This is a genomic window from Streptomyces sp. NPDC006326 (assembly GCF_040612915.1).
Taxonomy (GTDB): domain Bacteria; phylum Actinomycetota; class Actinomycetes; order Streptomycetales; family Streptomycetaceae; genus Streptomyces.
In genome coordinates, this window is sequence record NZ_JBEXRC010000025.1 from 1 (window position 1) to 12,833 (window position 12,833).

13 protein-coding genes are annotated in these 12,833 nt (G+C 72.5%); 5 read left to right on the forward strand and 8 right to left on the reverse strand.

Annotation, left to right across the window (positions count from 1 at the left end; all coding sequences use genetic code 11):
* The first annotated feature begins 870 nt into the window (after positions 1–870).
* The 4 genes from ABZ128_RS20170 (at position 871) to ABZ128_RS20185 (ending at position 3,905) form a co-directional block, all read left to right on the forward strand.
* A complete protein-coding gene (locus ABZ128_RS20170) occupies positions 871–1,209 on the forward strand; it encodes a hypothetical protein (protein ID WP_356849966.1) in 339 nt (112 codons plus the stop codon).
* Between the two features lie 223 nt (positions 1,210–1,432).
* Positions 1,433–2,284 (forward strand): class II aldolase/adducin family protein, encoded by an 852-nt coding sequence (locus ABZ128_RS20175; protein ID WP_356849968.1) that lies wholly within the window; start codon positions 1,433–1,435, stop codon positions 2,282–2,284.
* A gap of 11 nt (positions 2,285–2,295) precedes the next feature.
* Positions 2,296–3,033, forward strand: coding sequence for a TetR/AcrR family transcriptional regulator (locus ABZ128_RS20180; RefSeq protein ID WP_356849970.1), 738 nt, complete (start codon positions 2,296–2,298; stop codon positions 3,031–3,033).
* Positions 3,030–3,905 (forward strand): alpha/beta hydrolase, encoded by an 876-nt coding sequence (locus tag ABZ128_RS20185; RefSeq protein ID WP_356849971.1) that lies wholly within the window; start codon positions 3,030–3,032, stop codon positions 3,903–3,905. The genes ABZ128_RS20180 and ABZ128_RS20185 overlap by 4 nt, the downstream gene beginning before the upstream one ends.
* Here the strand turns inward: ABZ128_RS20185 and ABZ128_RS20190 are convergent.
* A complete protein-coding gene (locus tag ABZ128_RS20190) occupies positions 3,863–4,234 on the reverse strand; it encodes an AraC family transcriptional regulator (RefSeq protein WP_356849972.1) in 372 nt (123 codons plus the stop codon). The two genes, ABZ128_RS20185 and ABZ128_RS20190, sit on opposite strands and share 43 nt — an antisense overlap.
* 13 nt (positions 4,235–4,247) lie before the next feature.
* Positions 4,248–4,658, reverse strand: a complete 411-nt coding sequence (locus ABZ128_RS20195) for a VOC family protein (RefSeq protein ID WP_356849974.1) — start codon at positions 4,656–4,658, stop codon at positions 4,248–4,250.
* Between the two features lie 123 nt (positions 4,659–4,781).
* Here ABZ128_RS20195 and thpR point away from each other — a divergent pair, with 123 nt between their 5' ends.
* Positions 4,782–5,366: an RNA 2',3'-cyclic phosphodiesterase gene (gene thpR / locus ABZ128_RS20200; protein ID WP_356849975.1), complete on the forward strand. Its 585-nt coding sequence runs from the start codon at positions 4,782–4,784 to the stop codon at positions 5,364–5,366.
* Positions 5,367–5,450: 84 nt separating this feature from the next.
* On the opposite strand, the gene ABZ128_RS20205 is transcribed toward thpR, so the two are convergent.
* From ABZ128_RS20205 to ABZ128_RS20230, 6 genes are all read right to left on the reverse strand, one after another.
* The gene (locus tag ABZ128_RS20205) at positions 5,451–5,906 is read right to left on the reverse strand and encodes a YbhB/YbcL family Raf kinase inhibitor-like protein (protein WP_356849976.1); all 456 of its coding nucleotides are present in this window, start codon (positions 5,904–5,906) and stop codon (positions 5,451–5,453) included.
* A gap of 78 nt (positions 5,907–5,984) precedes the next feature.
* Complete coding sequence (locus ABZ128_RS20210; protein ID WP_356849977.1) at positions 5,985–6,917, reverse strand: carbohydrate ABC transporter permease; 933 nt, start codon at positions 6,915–6,917, stop codon at positions 5,985–5,987.
* The gene (locus tag ABZ128_RS20215) at positions 6,914–8,245 is read right to left on the reverse strand and encodes a sugar ABC transporter permease (RefSeq protein WP_356849978.1); all 1,332 of its coding nucleotides are present in this window, start codon (positions 8,243–8,245) and stop codon (positions 6,914–6,916) included. Before ABZ128_RS20215 ends, ABZ128_RS20210 begins: the two co-directional genes overlap by 4 nt.
* A 10-nt stretch (positions 8,246–8,255) precedes the next feature.
* Positions 8,256–9,587, reverse strand: a complete 1,332-nt coding sequence (locus ABZ128_RS20220; protein ID WP_356849979.1) for an ABC transporter substrate-binding protein — start codon at positions 9,585–9,587, stop codon at positions 8,256–8,258.
* A 66-nt stretch (positions 9,588–9,653) separates the two neighbouring features.
* Complete coding sequence (locus ABZ128_RS20225) at positions 9,654–11,336, reverse strand: glycoside hydrolase family 13 protein (RefSeq protein WP_356849980.1); 1,683 nt, start codon at positions 11,334–11,336, stop codon at positions 9,654–9,656.
* Positions 11,337–11,557: 221 nt separating this feature from the next.
* A complete protein-coding gene (locus ABZ128_RS20230; RefSeq protein ID WP_356849981.1) occupies positions 11,558–12,832 on the reverse strand; it encodes an ABC transporter substrate-binding protein in 1,275 nt (424 codons plus the stop codon).
* Between the last annotated feature and the right edge of the window lies 1 nt (position 12,833).

Below are 12,833 nucleotides of genomic sequence, written 5' to 3' on the forward strand. Positions count from 1 at the left end.
CCAGGGCGACGCCACCTCCGTGGGCGGCGACGGAACGGGCAACGGCGGCATCGTGAGCAAGACCGAGGCCCAGGTCATCAAGGACCAGGTCAAGGCGAACCTGAAGGCCAAGCTCGGCAAGTGACGGGCGCCATCCCTCCAGCCCGGAAAGGAGTGCCCCCATAATTCCCGGTCACGCACAGCGGACGCCGGAGAGGCCCACAGCCTCTCCGGCGTCTGCCGTGTGCGATGACATGTGGGGCTCGTTCTTGGTGAATTCGTGAGCCGCAAAAGCCATACCTCCCCGCAACCGTTTCCGCGGCTCCACCATGAGGCCTCCGACCTTCGGGACCGGCATGCAGGGCGCGGAACCCGGCCGACGGCCACGGTCACATGACCAGCGGCTCAGCCAGGCAGGCCAGCATCCGCCGGGCGCGTGCTGCTCGGCCTCCGGGGTCAACGCAGCTTCGTTTCCCCGGGCGGCACAGCGGCAGCCCGGGGCCCTGCAGTCACAGCGCGGGCTCGCCGTGGTACCGCCCGCCGGGGCTTCCCCAGGCGCGGGACCACGGCGTCGGGACCGACTCGCCCCACACACCGGCTCGGGCGGCGTCCCTCCGGCCCAGGAGCCCTGGCCGCACCGGGTACGGCCGCGCCAGGGCGTTTCGCCCCGAGGACGGGCCCCCGGCTCGGGCCGCCACCGAGCGCCGACGGGCCCGGGAGCCAGCCCGGTCCGCCCGCTACCCCGTCGGCCGATGCCCGTCAAGTCCCGAATTGCAGGGGCATGACCCGCCCGGGGTCCCTGGGGCCCAATGGAAGCACGGGCCCGACAGGGCCTCCCGGACAGGGCCGGTCCTCGGCCCTCCGGTCCACTCGCACGACAAGGAGCCCACCATGATCCGCACGACCCTGACCCAGCGTCTCGCCCTCCTCGGTGTCTCCGGGGTGCTCGCCGCCGGCGGCGCGCTGCTCCCCTCCAGCGCCTTCGCCGCACCGGCGGCAGCCCCGACCGCAGCCGTGCAGACGGCGCCCGGCCACCACACGGGCGGCACCACGACTTCGGTGAAGATCGAGACGACGACCGTCAAACGCACCCTCTCCGACGGCCGCGTGAAGGTCATCAAGACCACGACCGTCACCAAGACGACCAAGAACCGCCACGGCAAGGTGATCAAGAAGACGGTCGAGAGGACGGTCACGGTGCGGTTCCTCCCGGCGCCGGAGGACGACTGAGCCGGGAGGCCCCCGAGGCGGACCGGTGGCCGAGGCCCCGCCCCTGCCCCGCTCCCCCTCCCCCAGAACCGGCACCGCCCGTGGCACCTCGCCGCGGGCGGTGTCGGCGTGTAGCCGCCGACACGACCCCCGGCCGGGCCACCAGGCGGCCGCGGGTCTTGTCTTGTGCGTCCAATGGACCCATGATGTGCGTCCATCGGACGCATTAGAAATGAGGCGGGGCATGGACCAGACGACGAGCACTCAAGGGCACCAAGGCGGCCGGGGCGGCGGCGCGGACGGCTTGCGTGGCAGTGCGTTCATCCCGCGGCAGGAGGACCTCGAACTGCCCCTGCCCCCGGTGTTCACCGACCCCGCCCAGGAGCGCGAGCACCGTAAGCAGCGGCTCGCCGGCGCCTGTCGCATCTTCGGCCGCCTCGGCTTCTCCGAAGGGGTCGCGGGACACATCACCGTGCGGGATCCCGAGCACCCGGACATGTTCTGGGTCAACCCGTTCGGCATGTCGTTCCGGCACATCCGGGTTTCCGACCTGATCCTCGTCGACCACGAGGGACAGGTCCGCCACGGCCGGCGCCCGGTCAACCGGGCCGGCTTCGTGATCCATTCCGCGATCCACGCCGCCCGCCCCGACGTCGTGGCCGCCTGCCACGCCCACGCCGTCCACGGAAAGGCCTTCTCCAGCCTGGGACGCCTGCTGGCCCCGATCACCCAGGACGCCTGCGCCGTCTACGAGCAGCACACCGTCCACCGAGACGGCGCCGGAGCGGTGGTGGTCGACGAGGAGGCCGGCCGGCAGCTCGCCGCGGGGCTGGGGCCGCACAAGGCCGTCATCCACCAGAACCACGGCATCTTCACCGTCGGCGAATCCGTCGACGAGGCGGCCTGGTGGTTCATCTCCATGGAGCGCAGCGCCCAGGCCCAGCTGCTGGCGGAGGCCGCGGGTACTCCGCACCTGATCGAGCCCGAGGCGGCCCGGCACACCCGGGACCAGACCGGCTTCCCGCTGGCCGGCTGGTTCTCCTTCCAGCCCCTCTGGGACGAGATCGTCCGTACCGAACCCGACCTCTTCGAGTAGGGGCACCCCCCATGACACTCCCCCTCGAAGCCGGGCCCGGCTCCCCCGAGCCGGGATCCCCCGCCTGGTGGCAGGCCCGGTACGCCGAACGCAGCCGGCGCAGGCCGCGTCAGGGCGGGCTGACGCTCGACCGGATCACCGCGGGTGCGCTGGAACTGACCGACCGCGAAGGCCTGGAGGCGCTCACGATGCGCCGGCTCGGCGATCACCTCCAGGTCCGCCACACCTCCCTCTACCGGCACGTGGCGAGCCGGGAGGAGCTGCTGATCGAGACCGTCGACCACATGCTGGGCGAGATCCGGCTGCCCTCGCTCGACGGGGACTGGCGGGCCGGTCTGGAGCGGGGGGCGCGGGAGTTCCGCCGGGTGCTCGCGGCACATCCGGCGGTCGTCCCCCTGCTGACGACCGGTCAGCTGCTGGGTCCCAACGCCCTGCGGGCCCGCGAACACGCCCTCGCACAGCTCCTCGCGCACGGGTGGGCCCCGCGGTCGGCCGTCCACGTCTACCTCACGGTCACCCACTTCGTGATCGGCGCCGCCGTGCTCGACTCCGGCGGCGCGGCCCGTACCGCCGAACAGCGTGCCGCGATGGCCGAACTGTTCGCCGCCCTCTCCCCCCTCACCCACCCGGTGGTCCACCGCCACGCCGAACTGCTCAACTCGCTCGACTCCGAAGCCGAATTCGACTTCGGCCTGCGGACGCTGCTGTACGGGCTCGGCCACCTGCACGCCGAGGAGCCTTCCGCATGACCGGCGGACGCGTCCTGCCGCCCCTGCACCGGTGGACCGAGGGCGGCAGTGCCCTGCGGATCGGCGGTCACTCGGTCTTCGTACGCCAGGACGGGCCCGTGCATGGCCCACCCGTCACCCTCCTGCACGGTTTCCCGACCTCCTCCCACGACTGGGCCGCCGTCGTCCCGGCGCTCACCGCGGCCGGGCTCCGCGTCACCACGCTGGACCTGCTCGGCTTCGGGGAGAGCGACAAACCCCGGCGCCACCGCTACTCGGTGCTCGACCAGGCCGGGCTGGTCGAGGAGGTGTGGCGCCGGTACGGGACCGGCAGCACCGCCCTGGTCGCCCACGACTACGGGGTGAGCGTCGGCCAGGAGCTGCTGGCCCGCGACCCGGCCCGGATCACCCACATGGCCTGGCTCAACGGCGGCCTGTACCCCGACCTGCACCGCCCCGTGCCGGTCCAGCGCCTCCTGCACGGCCCGCTGGGCCCGCTGCTCGCGCCGCTCACCACGGAGCGGCGGTTCGCCGCGAGCCTGCGCGCCGTACTGGGGCGACCGGTCCACGACGAGGACGTGCACGACCTGTGGGCCGCCGCGTCCCGCGACGGCGGGCACCGCCTGGCCCCGCGCCTGCTGCGGTACATCGACGAGCGCCGTCGCCACGCCGTGCGCTGGACCGCGGCCCTGGAGGGCTTCACCGGGCCCATGCTGTTCGTATGGGGGCCCGCGGACCCGATCAGCGGGGCCCATGTGCTCCCCCGGATCCGGACGCGCATGCCGCGGGCCCGGGTCGTGGAGCTCGCCGGGCCGCCTGCCGTCGGGCACTATCCGCAGCTGGAGGACCCTCAGGCCGTCGCGGCGGCGCTCGCCGGGTTCCTGGCGCCCTGAGGCGGGGCGTCACGCGGTCCGGCCCGGCCGGGAGCGTGCCGCCCGACCGCGGAGCGGACCTCGGCGGCGGTGAGGTCACCGAGCCGCCGCAGTGCCGTCGCCCGCTCCATGCGGCGTGCCCCCAGATACGCGTTCGGCGACACGCCGTACGCGAGCCGGAACTGGCGGGCGAGGTGCCCGGCGGCCATGTCCGCGTCGCGGGCGAGCGCCTCGACGTCCAGCGGCTGCGCGTACTCCCGGTCGATCCGGTCGCGGACGCGGCGCAGTCGCGCGAAGTCGCGCAGGCGCTGTGCGGCGGTCAGTGCCTGACCCCATGCGGGATGACACATGCGGGAACCCCTTTCAGCGGAGCTCTTGGATGCGGATCAGGTTGCCGGCGGGATCGCGGAATGCGCAGTCGCGGACGCCGTACGGCTGGTCGGTGGGCTCCTGGACGACTTCGGCGTCCGTGGCCTGCACCTTCTCGAAGGTGCCGTCGAGGTCGTGGGTGGCCAGCAGGATCCAGCCGTAGGTGCCCTTGGCCATCATCTCGACGATGGTGCGGCGCTCGTCCTCGGTGACCCCGGGGTCGACGGCGGGCGGCGCCAGGAGGATGGACGTGCCGGGCTGTTCGACGGGGCCGACCGTGATCCAGCGCATCCTGCCGTGTCCGACGTCACTGCGGACCTCGAAGCCGAGGGCGTCGCGGTAGAACGCCAGGGAGGCGTCCGGGTCGTCGTGGGGAAGGGAGGCCGTGTGAATGGTGAGGTCCATGCCCGCCACGTTAGGTGCAACCCGGCGGCCGGCGCTTCTCGAAAACTGATCCGTCCGGCGACCGGTCGTACGCGGGGAGGGCCAGGTCACCGTCCCGGCAGCCGATGGTGTACGAAGTCCTTCGTGAAGGAACAGACCCAGGCCTCGACCGTCCGCGTGTTCATAGCGCTGGCGCCGCCCGACGACGCGAAGGCAGAACTGGCGCGCCTGCTGCGGCCCGCCTACGACGCGTACCCGCGGATGCGGTGGAACCGCATCGAGGACTGGCACATCACGCTGGCGTTCCTCGGCGAGCTGCCGGTGGCGACCGTTCCCCGGCTGCGGCCGCCGCTCGCGGACCTCGCGGCCCGGCGTCGCCCCGTGGACCTGGCGCTGCGCGGCGGGGGCCACTTCGACGAGCGGGTGCTGTGGAGCGGGATCGAGGGGGACCTCGAAGGGCTGCACCAGCTCACCGCCGAGGTCCGCCAGGTGGTCAGGGAGTGCGGTGTCCCCTTCGTGGACCGGCCGCTGCGCCCCCACCTCACGCTGGCGCGGTCCCGCCGGGACGACCCCTCCAGCGTGGTGAAGGCCGCCGGCGAGCTCGCGGCGTTCACCGGCCGCCGGTGGCAGGCCGAACGCCTGCACCTGGTCGGCAGCAACTTCGGGCGCGGCCCGGGACCGATCCGCTACCGCGACATCGAGGCGTGGGAGTTCAGCGGCGGCCACTGAAGGACGGCCGAGCGGCCACTGAACGGCGGCTGAGCGGTGGCCGAGCGGCTGCTGAACGGCCCACGGGCCGGCGAGGCGGGCGCTTCAGAGCCGCTGGTACGTGCCCACGAGGGTGCTGCTCGCCAGCTCCTTGTCCCGCACGGCGCCGTGCACGTCCTCCACGCCGGGCCGGCCGTGCAGCCGGACCGGCTGCCACAGCGCGTACAGCCGGAAGAAATAGCGGTGCGGCCCGTGTCCGGGCGGCGGCATCGGGCCGCCCCAGCCGGTCCGCCCGAACCCGTTGGGCCAGGAGTGCCCGCCGTGCGGCTCCTGGCCCTCCTCCACTCCGCCGGTCCACGGATCGATGCCCGTGACCAGCCAGTGCACGAAGGTGGTTCCCGGCGCGTCCGGGTCCTCGCACAGGAGCAGCAGCTCCGCGGTCTCCGCGGGCGCGGCGGTCCAGGTCAGGGGCGGCGAGATGTCCTCCCCCTCGCCGCTGTACCGGCGGGGGATCTCCGCGTGGTCGGCGAAGGCGGGGCTGGTCAGCTTGAATGCAGTCACGGCCGCCGCCCTACCCGCCCCGCCGGCCCCCCTACCGCCCGGCTCCCCCGATGCACCCGCCCGGCCGAGCCGGATCCGCTATTTCACCGAGCCCGCCATCACGCCTTGGACGAAGTGCCGTTGGAAGGCGAAGAAGACGATCAGCGGGACCACCAGGGACAGGAAGGCGCCAGGGGCGAGGACGCCTATGTTGCTTCCGAACTGCCGCATCTGGGACTGCAGCGCGACCGTGAGGGGCTGGGAGTCGCTGTCCGCGAAGAGCAGGGCCACGAGCATGTCGTTCCAGACCCAGAGGAACTGGAAGATGGCCAGGCTCGCGATGGCCGGCCGGCCGAGGGGCAGTACGAGCCGGGAGAAGATCCGCCACTCGCTGCCGCCGTCCATCCGCGCGGCCTCCAGCATTTCGCGCGGTATCTCGGCGAAGTAGTTGCGCAGCAGGAAGATGGCGAACGGCAGCCCGTAGGCGACGTGGAAGAGGACGACGCCGGCGATGGTGCCGAACAGTCCGATTGCGCCGAAGAGTTTGGCCACCGGCAGCAGCCCGATCTGCACGGGTACGACCAGCAGGCCCACGACGACCAGGAAGATGCCGTCCCGGCCGGGGAAGTCCAGCCAGGCGAAGGCGTATCCGGCGAGTGCCGCGACGGCGACCACCAGGGCGGTGGTGGGCACCGAGATGAGGACGGTGTTGCCGAAGGCCGCCGCGAGTCCGGAGTCCTCCAGCAGGGCGCCGTAGTTGTCCAGGGACAGCTGGGAGGGGTCGGTGAGCGCGGTCCACCAGCCGTCCGAGGCGTTGTCCCGCTCGGAGCGCAGCGAGGACAGGAGCAGGCCTGCCAGCGGGGTGATCCACACCAGGGCGACCAGGATCAGCAGGCCCTGGACGACCGAGCTGCTCAGCAGCCGTGACAGCCGGCTCCTGCGGTGCGGGCGGGGCGGGGAGGGGAACGGTGCGGGCCGGGCCGGTGTCGCCGTCCGGGGCGTTCGGCGCTCGATGGTGCCGTGGCTGCTCATGCTCCGCTCCTTCGGTGACGCCGGATGTTGAAGACCATCGCCGGGACGACGAGCAGGAGCAGCACCACGCTGAGCGCGCTGCCGAGCCCCTGGTCGTTGCCGCCGCCGAAGGAGACCAGCCACATGCGGGTGGCCAGCACGTTGGCCTCTTCCTGTACGGGTCCCGGCGCGATGATGTAGACGAGGTCGAAGACCTTCATCACGTTGATCACCAGCGTGACGAAGACGACGGTGAGGACGGGGGCGAGCAGCGGCACCGTGATCTTGCGGAAGATCTGGCCCTCGGTGGCGCCGTCCATCCGCGCGGCCTCCAGCGCGTCGCGCGGGATGGCCGCCAGTCCGGCGCCGATCAGGACCATGGCGAAGCCGGTCCAGACCCACAGGTAGGCGCCGATGATGGCCGGTGTCACCAGCGCCGGGCCGAGCCAGTTCACGCCCTGGTAGGGGGCGGCGAAGTTGGCCGCCGGGAGCCGGACGGTGTACTCGCCGTCGGCCAGTGCGGTGAAGCGGAACGAGCCGTCGGCGGCGGCCGTCGCGGTCGCGGCCACCCGGCCGTCCCGGACGGCCTCGACCGCCATGCCGGGCAGGCCCTTCTCGCCCGGGTCGACCCGGCCCGGCGTGCCGGCGCCGCCGGGGGCGAAGTCGAGGTAGACCACGCCCGCGATCTCGTGCGGGCCCGGTGCTGCGGCGGCCGCGGGCCGGGCGTCGGCGGGCATCGCGTCGGGTGCCACCCCGACGAGCCCGAGGCTGACCGAACGGCCCGGGCGTACGGCCTCCTCGGTGCGGTACGGGCCGCCTGCCGCGCCCGTCAGCCCCTGGCCCTCGCGGGCACGGGCCGTCGGATAGGCGGCGGTGTCCCCGAAGGTGTCGTGGACGCCGACGACGACGGCGTTGAGCACGCCCCGGCCGGGGTCCTGTTCGTAGGCGAGCCGGAAGACGATGCCCGCGGCGAGGAAGGACACGGCCATGGGCAGGAAGAGCACGAGCTTGAACGCCGTGGCCCAGCGCACCTTCTCGGTGAGCACGGCGAGCATCAGTCCGAGTCCGGTCAGCAGAACCGGAGCGACGACGACCCATATCGTGCTGTTGCGGATGGCCTTGAGGGTGGCCGGGTCGTGGAGGATCGCCGCGTAGTTCCCGGCTCCGACGAAGCGTTCGCCGCTGGCGTCGAAGAGACTGCGGCCGAAGGAGAAGACGACGGGGTAGACCACCAGCGCGCCGAGCAGGAGCAGGGCCGGCAGGACGAAGACGACCGCGAGACGGCGTTTCCTGCGGTGGGCCAGGCGCCGCGGGTTCACCGCGGCGCCCGGGGTCAGGGTGTCAGCCATGGGGCGCGCCTCAGTTCCCGTAGGCCTTGGCGGCCTCGGCCTCAAGCTTCGCGGCGGTGCCCTGCGGGTCCGAGGGGTCGCGCAGGAAGTCCTGGAGGAGCTTCCACTCGCCCGCGCCCTTGGTGCCGCCGAACGCGGCCGGGGCCTGGTCCGACATGTCGAAGCGGACCGAGTCGCCCGCCGCGATGAGCGACTCGGCGGTGCTGCGGGTTGTCTCGTCGCCGTATGCGAGGGGGTCGACCTTGGAGTTCGGGGAGAGGAAGCCGCCCGCGCCGGCCCAGACCTCGGCCGCCTCGGGGCCGGAGAGGAATTCCACGAGCTTCATGCCGGCCTTGCCGTTCTTGCCCTCCTTGAGGACGACGGCCGCGTCACCGCCGCTGACGACCGGCGCCTTGCCGCCGTCGACCGCGGGGAAGGGGAAGAACTTGGCGTCCACGCCGGGCTTCCTGCCGAACTGGTCCTTGGCGACGCCGCCGACGAAGTCGCCCTCGTAGACCATGCCCGCCTTGGCCTGGGGGCCGAAGACCTGTTCGACCGAGGAGGGGAAGTCGGTGCCGAGCGCCGCCTGGGCGCCGCCGGCGAGGAGCTGCTTGTCCTTGAACAGTTCACCGAGGGTGGTCAGCGCCTTGACCACGCTGTCGTCGGTCCACTTGAGCTGGTGCCGGGCGAGCTGGTCGTACTTCTCCGGGCCGGCCTGGGAGAGGTAGATGTTCTCGAACCAGTCGGTGAGGGTCCAGCCGTCCTCGCCGGCCACGGCGAAGGCCGGACGGCCGGAGTCGGCGAGGGTGCGGCCGGCCTTGAGCAGGTCGGCGTAGGTCTTGGGCTCGCTGACGCCGGCCTGGGTGAAGGCCTGGGGGGCGTACCAGACGGTGGACTTGTGGGCGGCCTTGAAGTAGAGGCCGTAGTAGGTGCCGTCGACGGTGCCGTAATTCTTCCAGACCGGGGCGAGGGTGGAGTCGGCGGTCTTGGCGGCCTGGTCGGACAGGGGCTGGAGCCAGCCCGCCTTCGCGAACTGCTGGAGCACGCCCACCTGGGGGATCATCACGACGTCGGGCGCGTTGCCGCCCTCGATCTTGCTTCCGACGAAGGTGGAGACGTTGTCGCCGGAGGGGACGAAGACCGTCTTGGCGCCGGTCTTCGCGGTGAAGGCGTCCAGGACCTTCTTGAAGTTCTTCTGCTCGCTGCCGGTCCAGACTCCGGCCACCGTGACGGTCTGGCCGCTGAGTTCGCCACCGCTCGCGGGTCCGGTGGTGGTGCCGCAGGCGGTGGCGCAGGCGGCGAGGGTGAGGGCGGCCGCCGCGGTGAGCTCGGTCCGTCGGGTCGTCTTGCCGGGTCGTCGCATGAGGGGTCCTTTTCCAGGGGGTACGGGGACTGCGGGGCGGGGCGCGGCTTCACTCGGGCCGCTGGTTCACGGGGTCGGGGACTCTGCCGTCCACCAGGCGGCGGTCGCCGCGGGGAGCACCCCGTCGGGGCAGGGTCCGCTGGCGAGCAGCGGGGTCCCGGGGACGGGGGCCGGCACCGGCTCCGTACCGAAGTTGACCGCGCAGACGAGGCCGTCGCCGCGGGCCATCGCCAGCACCTGCGGGGGCGCGTCCAGCCAGTGCAGGGTGCCGTCGCCGAGCTGGGGCAGGCTGCGCCGCAGCTGGAGGCCCTCGCGGTAGAGGTGCCAGAAGGAACGGGTGTCGGCGAGGGCGCGGTCGGTGGCGTGCTCGGCGAACCACTCGGGCTGGGGCAGCCACGGCTTGGCGCCCGCCGCACCCTGGCTGAAGCCGAACGGGGAGGCGTGCCCCGACCAGGGCAGCGGTACGCGGCAGCCGTCCCGGATGCGCTTGCGGCTGCCGGTGCGGTGGAAGATCGGGTCGGTGAGGACCTCGTCGGGCAGGTCGAGCACCTCGGGGAGGCCGAGCTCCTCGCCCTGGTAGACGTACGCCGCGCCGGGCAGCGCCAGCATCAGCAGGGCGGCGGCCCGGGCGCGGGCGGCCCCCAGTCCGCTGCCTTCGACGCCGGGCTCGCCCGCATAGCGGGTGACGGTGCGGACCTGGTCGTGGTTGTTGAGGACCCAGGTGACGGTGGATCCGGTGCCGGCGATGTCGCGTATCGCCTCGGTGATCGTCGCACGGAAGGCGCCGGCGTCCCAGGGTGCGCTGAGCAGGTCGAAGAAGAAGGCCTGGTGCAGTTCGTCGGGGCGGACGTACGCGGCGTGCTCGCGCGCGGTGGGCACGGACACCTCGCCGACGAGCAGCCGCTCCTGGCCGTCCCGGGCGGCGTACTCGTCGCACACCGAGCGCCATCGGCGCCACACGCCGTGGACTTCGGGCTGGTTCCAGGCCAGCTGGTTGACGGAGTCGCGGGCGCGCTCGTCGGCTCCGGGGTCGTCCGAGTCGGGCAGGTCGGGGTGCTTGAACAGTCCGGCGGCGACGTCGATGCGGAAGCCGTCGACACCGCGGTCCAGCCAGAAGCGCAGCACCCGCTCGAACTCCTCGCCCACCGCGGGGTCGCGCCAGTTCAGGTCGGGCTGCTCGGGCGTGAACAGGTGCAGGTACCACTCTCCGGGCGTGCCGTCGGCGCGGGTGGTCCGGCTCCAGGCGGGACCGCCGAACATGGCGCGCCAGTTGTTGGGCGGCTCCGTCCCGTCGGGGCCGCGGCCGGGCGCGAAGTGGAAACGGGAACGGGATGCGCTGCCGGGCTCGGCCGCGAGCGCCTCGCGGAACCACGGGTGCTCACTTGAGCAGTGGTTGGGGACGATGTCGAGCAGCAGCTTGAGCCCGAGGCGGTGGGCGTCGGCCACCAGGCGGTCGAACTCGGCGAGGTCGCCGTAGACGGGGTCGACGCCGCAGTAGTCGGCGACGTCGTAGCCGTGGTCGTGCTGCGGGGAGGGGTAGAAGGGGCTGAGCCAGATGCCGTCGACGCCGAGTTTCCTGAGGTAGGGAAGCCCGGCCCGGACGCCGGCCAGGTCGCCGATGCCGTCCCCGGTGCTGTCGAGGAAGCTGCGGACGTAGACCTGGTAGATCACCGCGTCGCGCCACCAGGAGTCCGGTGCGCTGGCGTTGCGGGAGGGGTGGCCGGTGCCGGCCGGAAGGGTGCTGAGCATCTCGCGTCGACCTGTTTCTGCTGAATGCGAGAGCGCCCTGGATCAGGTGCGCTGTTATGCATGCATGTTAAGTAGGAGCGACGGGAAGGTGTCAACGATGCGTCCGGAAACAGCCGAAAGTTGGGGTGGTTTGTACCGAAGTGACCCTGTGCATGCTTCAGGGCTCCTACTTAACATGTAAGTAGAAGCCCTGAAGGAGGAGGCGAGGAAGCGGGGCGGGGTCAGCCCCGGCGGGAGACGGCCCGGAGTTCGCGGGCGAGCCGCGCCACCGCCTGTTCGGGCGTCTGGCGCAGCGCCATGACGTCCTGCGCCACCGCCTGCACGGCGAGGCTCACCTGGTCGTAGCGCGGGCTCTTGGGGCGCGGCACCGCCGACAGCACGCTCTGGCGGAGCGTGGGCAGGTACGGATAGGCGCGGATGAGCTCGGGGTCCTCGTACAGGGCGGCGCGCACGGGTGGCAGCGAGCCCCGGGTGAGCACCTGGCGCTGCACCCGTTCACTGGTGAGGTAGGAGATCAGGTCGGCCGCGGACGCCGGATGGCGCGAACGGCTGCTCACGGCGAGGTTGGAGCCGCCGAGCACGCTGGTGCCCGGCCCGTCGGGTCCGGGCAGCGGTACGGCGCCGAACCTGCCGGCCACCTTCGAGCCCGGTGCGCTCGCGTCGGCGTACACGTAGGGCCAGTTGCGCAGGAAGAGCAGCCGGCCGTCCTGGAATGCCCGCCGGGACTCCTCCTCCTTGTACCCGAGCGCATCCCTGGAGATCCAGCCGTCGCGTACGCCGTCCGCGAGGAACCGCAGTCCGGCGCGGGCCGCGTCGGAGTCCACCGCCACCCGGGCACCGTCGTCGCGCAGGATGGAACCGCCCGCCGAGTGCACGGCCTCCGTGACGTTGACGGCGAGCCCCTCGTACGGCAGGAACTGTCCGGCGTAGCCGTCCAGGCCGTGCTCCGGGGCGATCGTGCGCGCCTGGCGGACCAGTTCGGCCCAGGTGCGCGGCGGTTTCTCGCCCTCCTCGTCCAGGATGTCCTTGCGGTAGTAGAGCAGTCCGGCGTTGGTGACGTACGGGACCGCGTACAGCCGGCCGTCGAAGGTCGCGGTGTCGACCACGGGCCGCAGGAAGGTGTCCAGGGGGAAGCGGTCGCGCTCCAGCGGGGAGATCCATCCGGCCGCGGCGAACTCGGAGGTCCAGGCGACGTCGATGTTCAGGACGTCGAATCGGCTGCTGCCCGAGCGCAGCTCGCTGATCATCTGGGCGCGGGACTCGTCGGCCGAGTCGGGCAGCTCGACGAGGGTGACGCGCTCGCCGGGATGGCCGTCGTTCCAGTCGTCGAGCAGCGGGGAGAGGTAGTCGGTCAGATCCCCCGCCGTCACGAGCGTCAGGGGTCCCCGGGCCCCGGAGGCCGCGCCCTGGTCGGCGCGGACGCCGAAGCCGGCGTATCCCGCCAGCACCACCGCCGCGACCAGGAGACCCCTACCCGCGGCACGCATCCACCGCATA

Excerpts from the sequence above, each read along its gene's own strand:
- ABZ128_RS20170 (WP_356849966.1), top strand. The coding sequence starts at position 871 with ATGATCCGCACGACCCTGACCCAGCGTCTCGCCCTCCTCGGTGTCTCC.
- ABZ128_RS20230 (WP_356849981.1), bottom strand. The coding sequence starts at position 12,832 with ATGCGGTGGATGCGTGCCGCGGGTAGGGGTCTCCTGGTCGCGGCGGTG.
- ABZ128_RS20180 (WP_356849970.1), top strand. The coding sequence starts at position 2,296 with ATGACACTCCCCCTCGAAGCCGGGCCCGGCTCCCCCGAGCCGGGATCC.
- ABZ128_RS20195 (WP_356849974.1), bottom strand. The coding sequence starts at position 4,658 with ATGGACCTCACCATTCACACGGCCTCCCTTCCCCACGACGACCCGGAC.
- ABZ128_RS20215 (WP_356849978.1), bottom strand. The coding sequence starts at position 8,245 with ATGGCTGACACCCTGACCCCGGGCGCCGCGGTGAACCCGCGGCGCCTG.
- ABZ128_RS20185 (WP_356849971.1), top strand. The coding sequence starts at position 3,030 with ATGACCGGCGGACGCGTCCTGCCGCCCCTGCACCGGTGGACCGAGGGC.
- ABZ128_RS20225 (WP_356849980.1), bottom strand. The coding sequence starts at position 11,336 with ATGCTCAGCACCCTTCCGGCCGGCACCGGCCACCCCTCCCGCAACGCC.
- ABZ128_RS20210 (WP_356849977.1), bottom strand. The coding sequence starts at position 6,917 with ATGAGCAGCCACGGCACCATCGAGCGCCGAACGCCCCGGACGGCGACA.
- ABZ128_RS20220 (WP_356849979.1), bottom strand. The coding sequence starts at position 9,587 with ATGCGACGACCCGGCAAGACGACCCGACGGACCGAGCTCACCGCGGCG.
- ABZ128_RS20190 (WP_356849972.1), bottom strand. The coding sequence starts at position 4,234 with ATGTGTCATCCCGCATGGGGTCAGGCACTGACCGCCGCACAGCGCCTG.
- ABZ128_RS20175 (WP_356849968.1), top strand. The coding sequence starts at position 1,433 with ATGGACCAGACGACGAGCACTCAAGGGCACCAAGGCGGCCGGGGCGGC.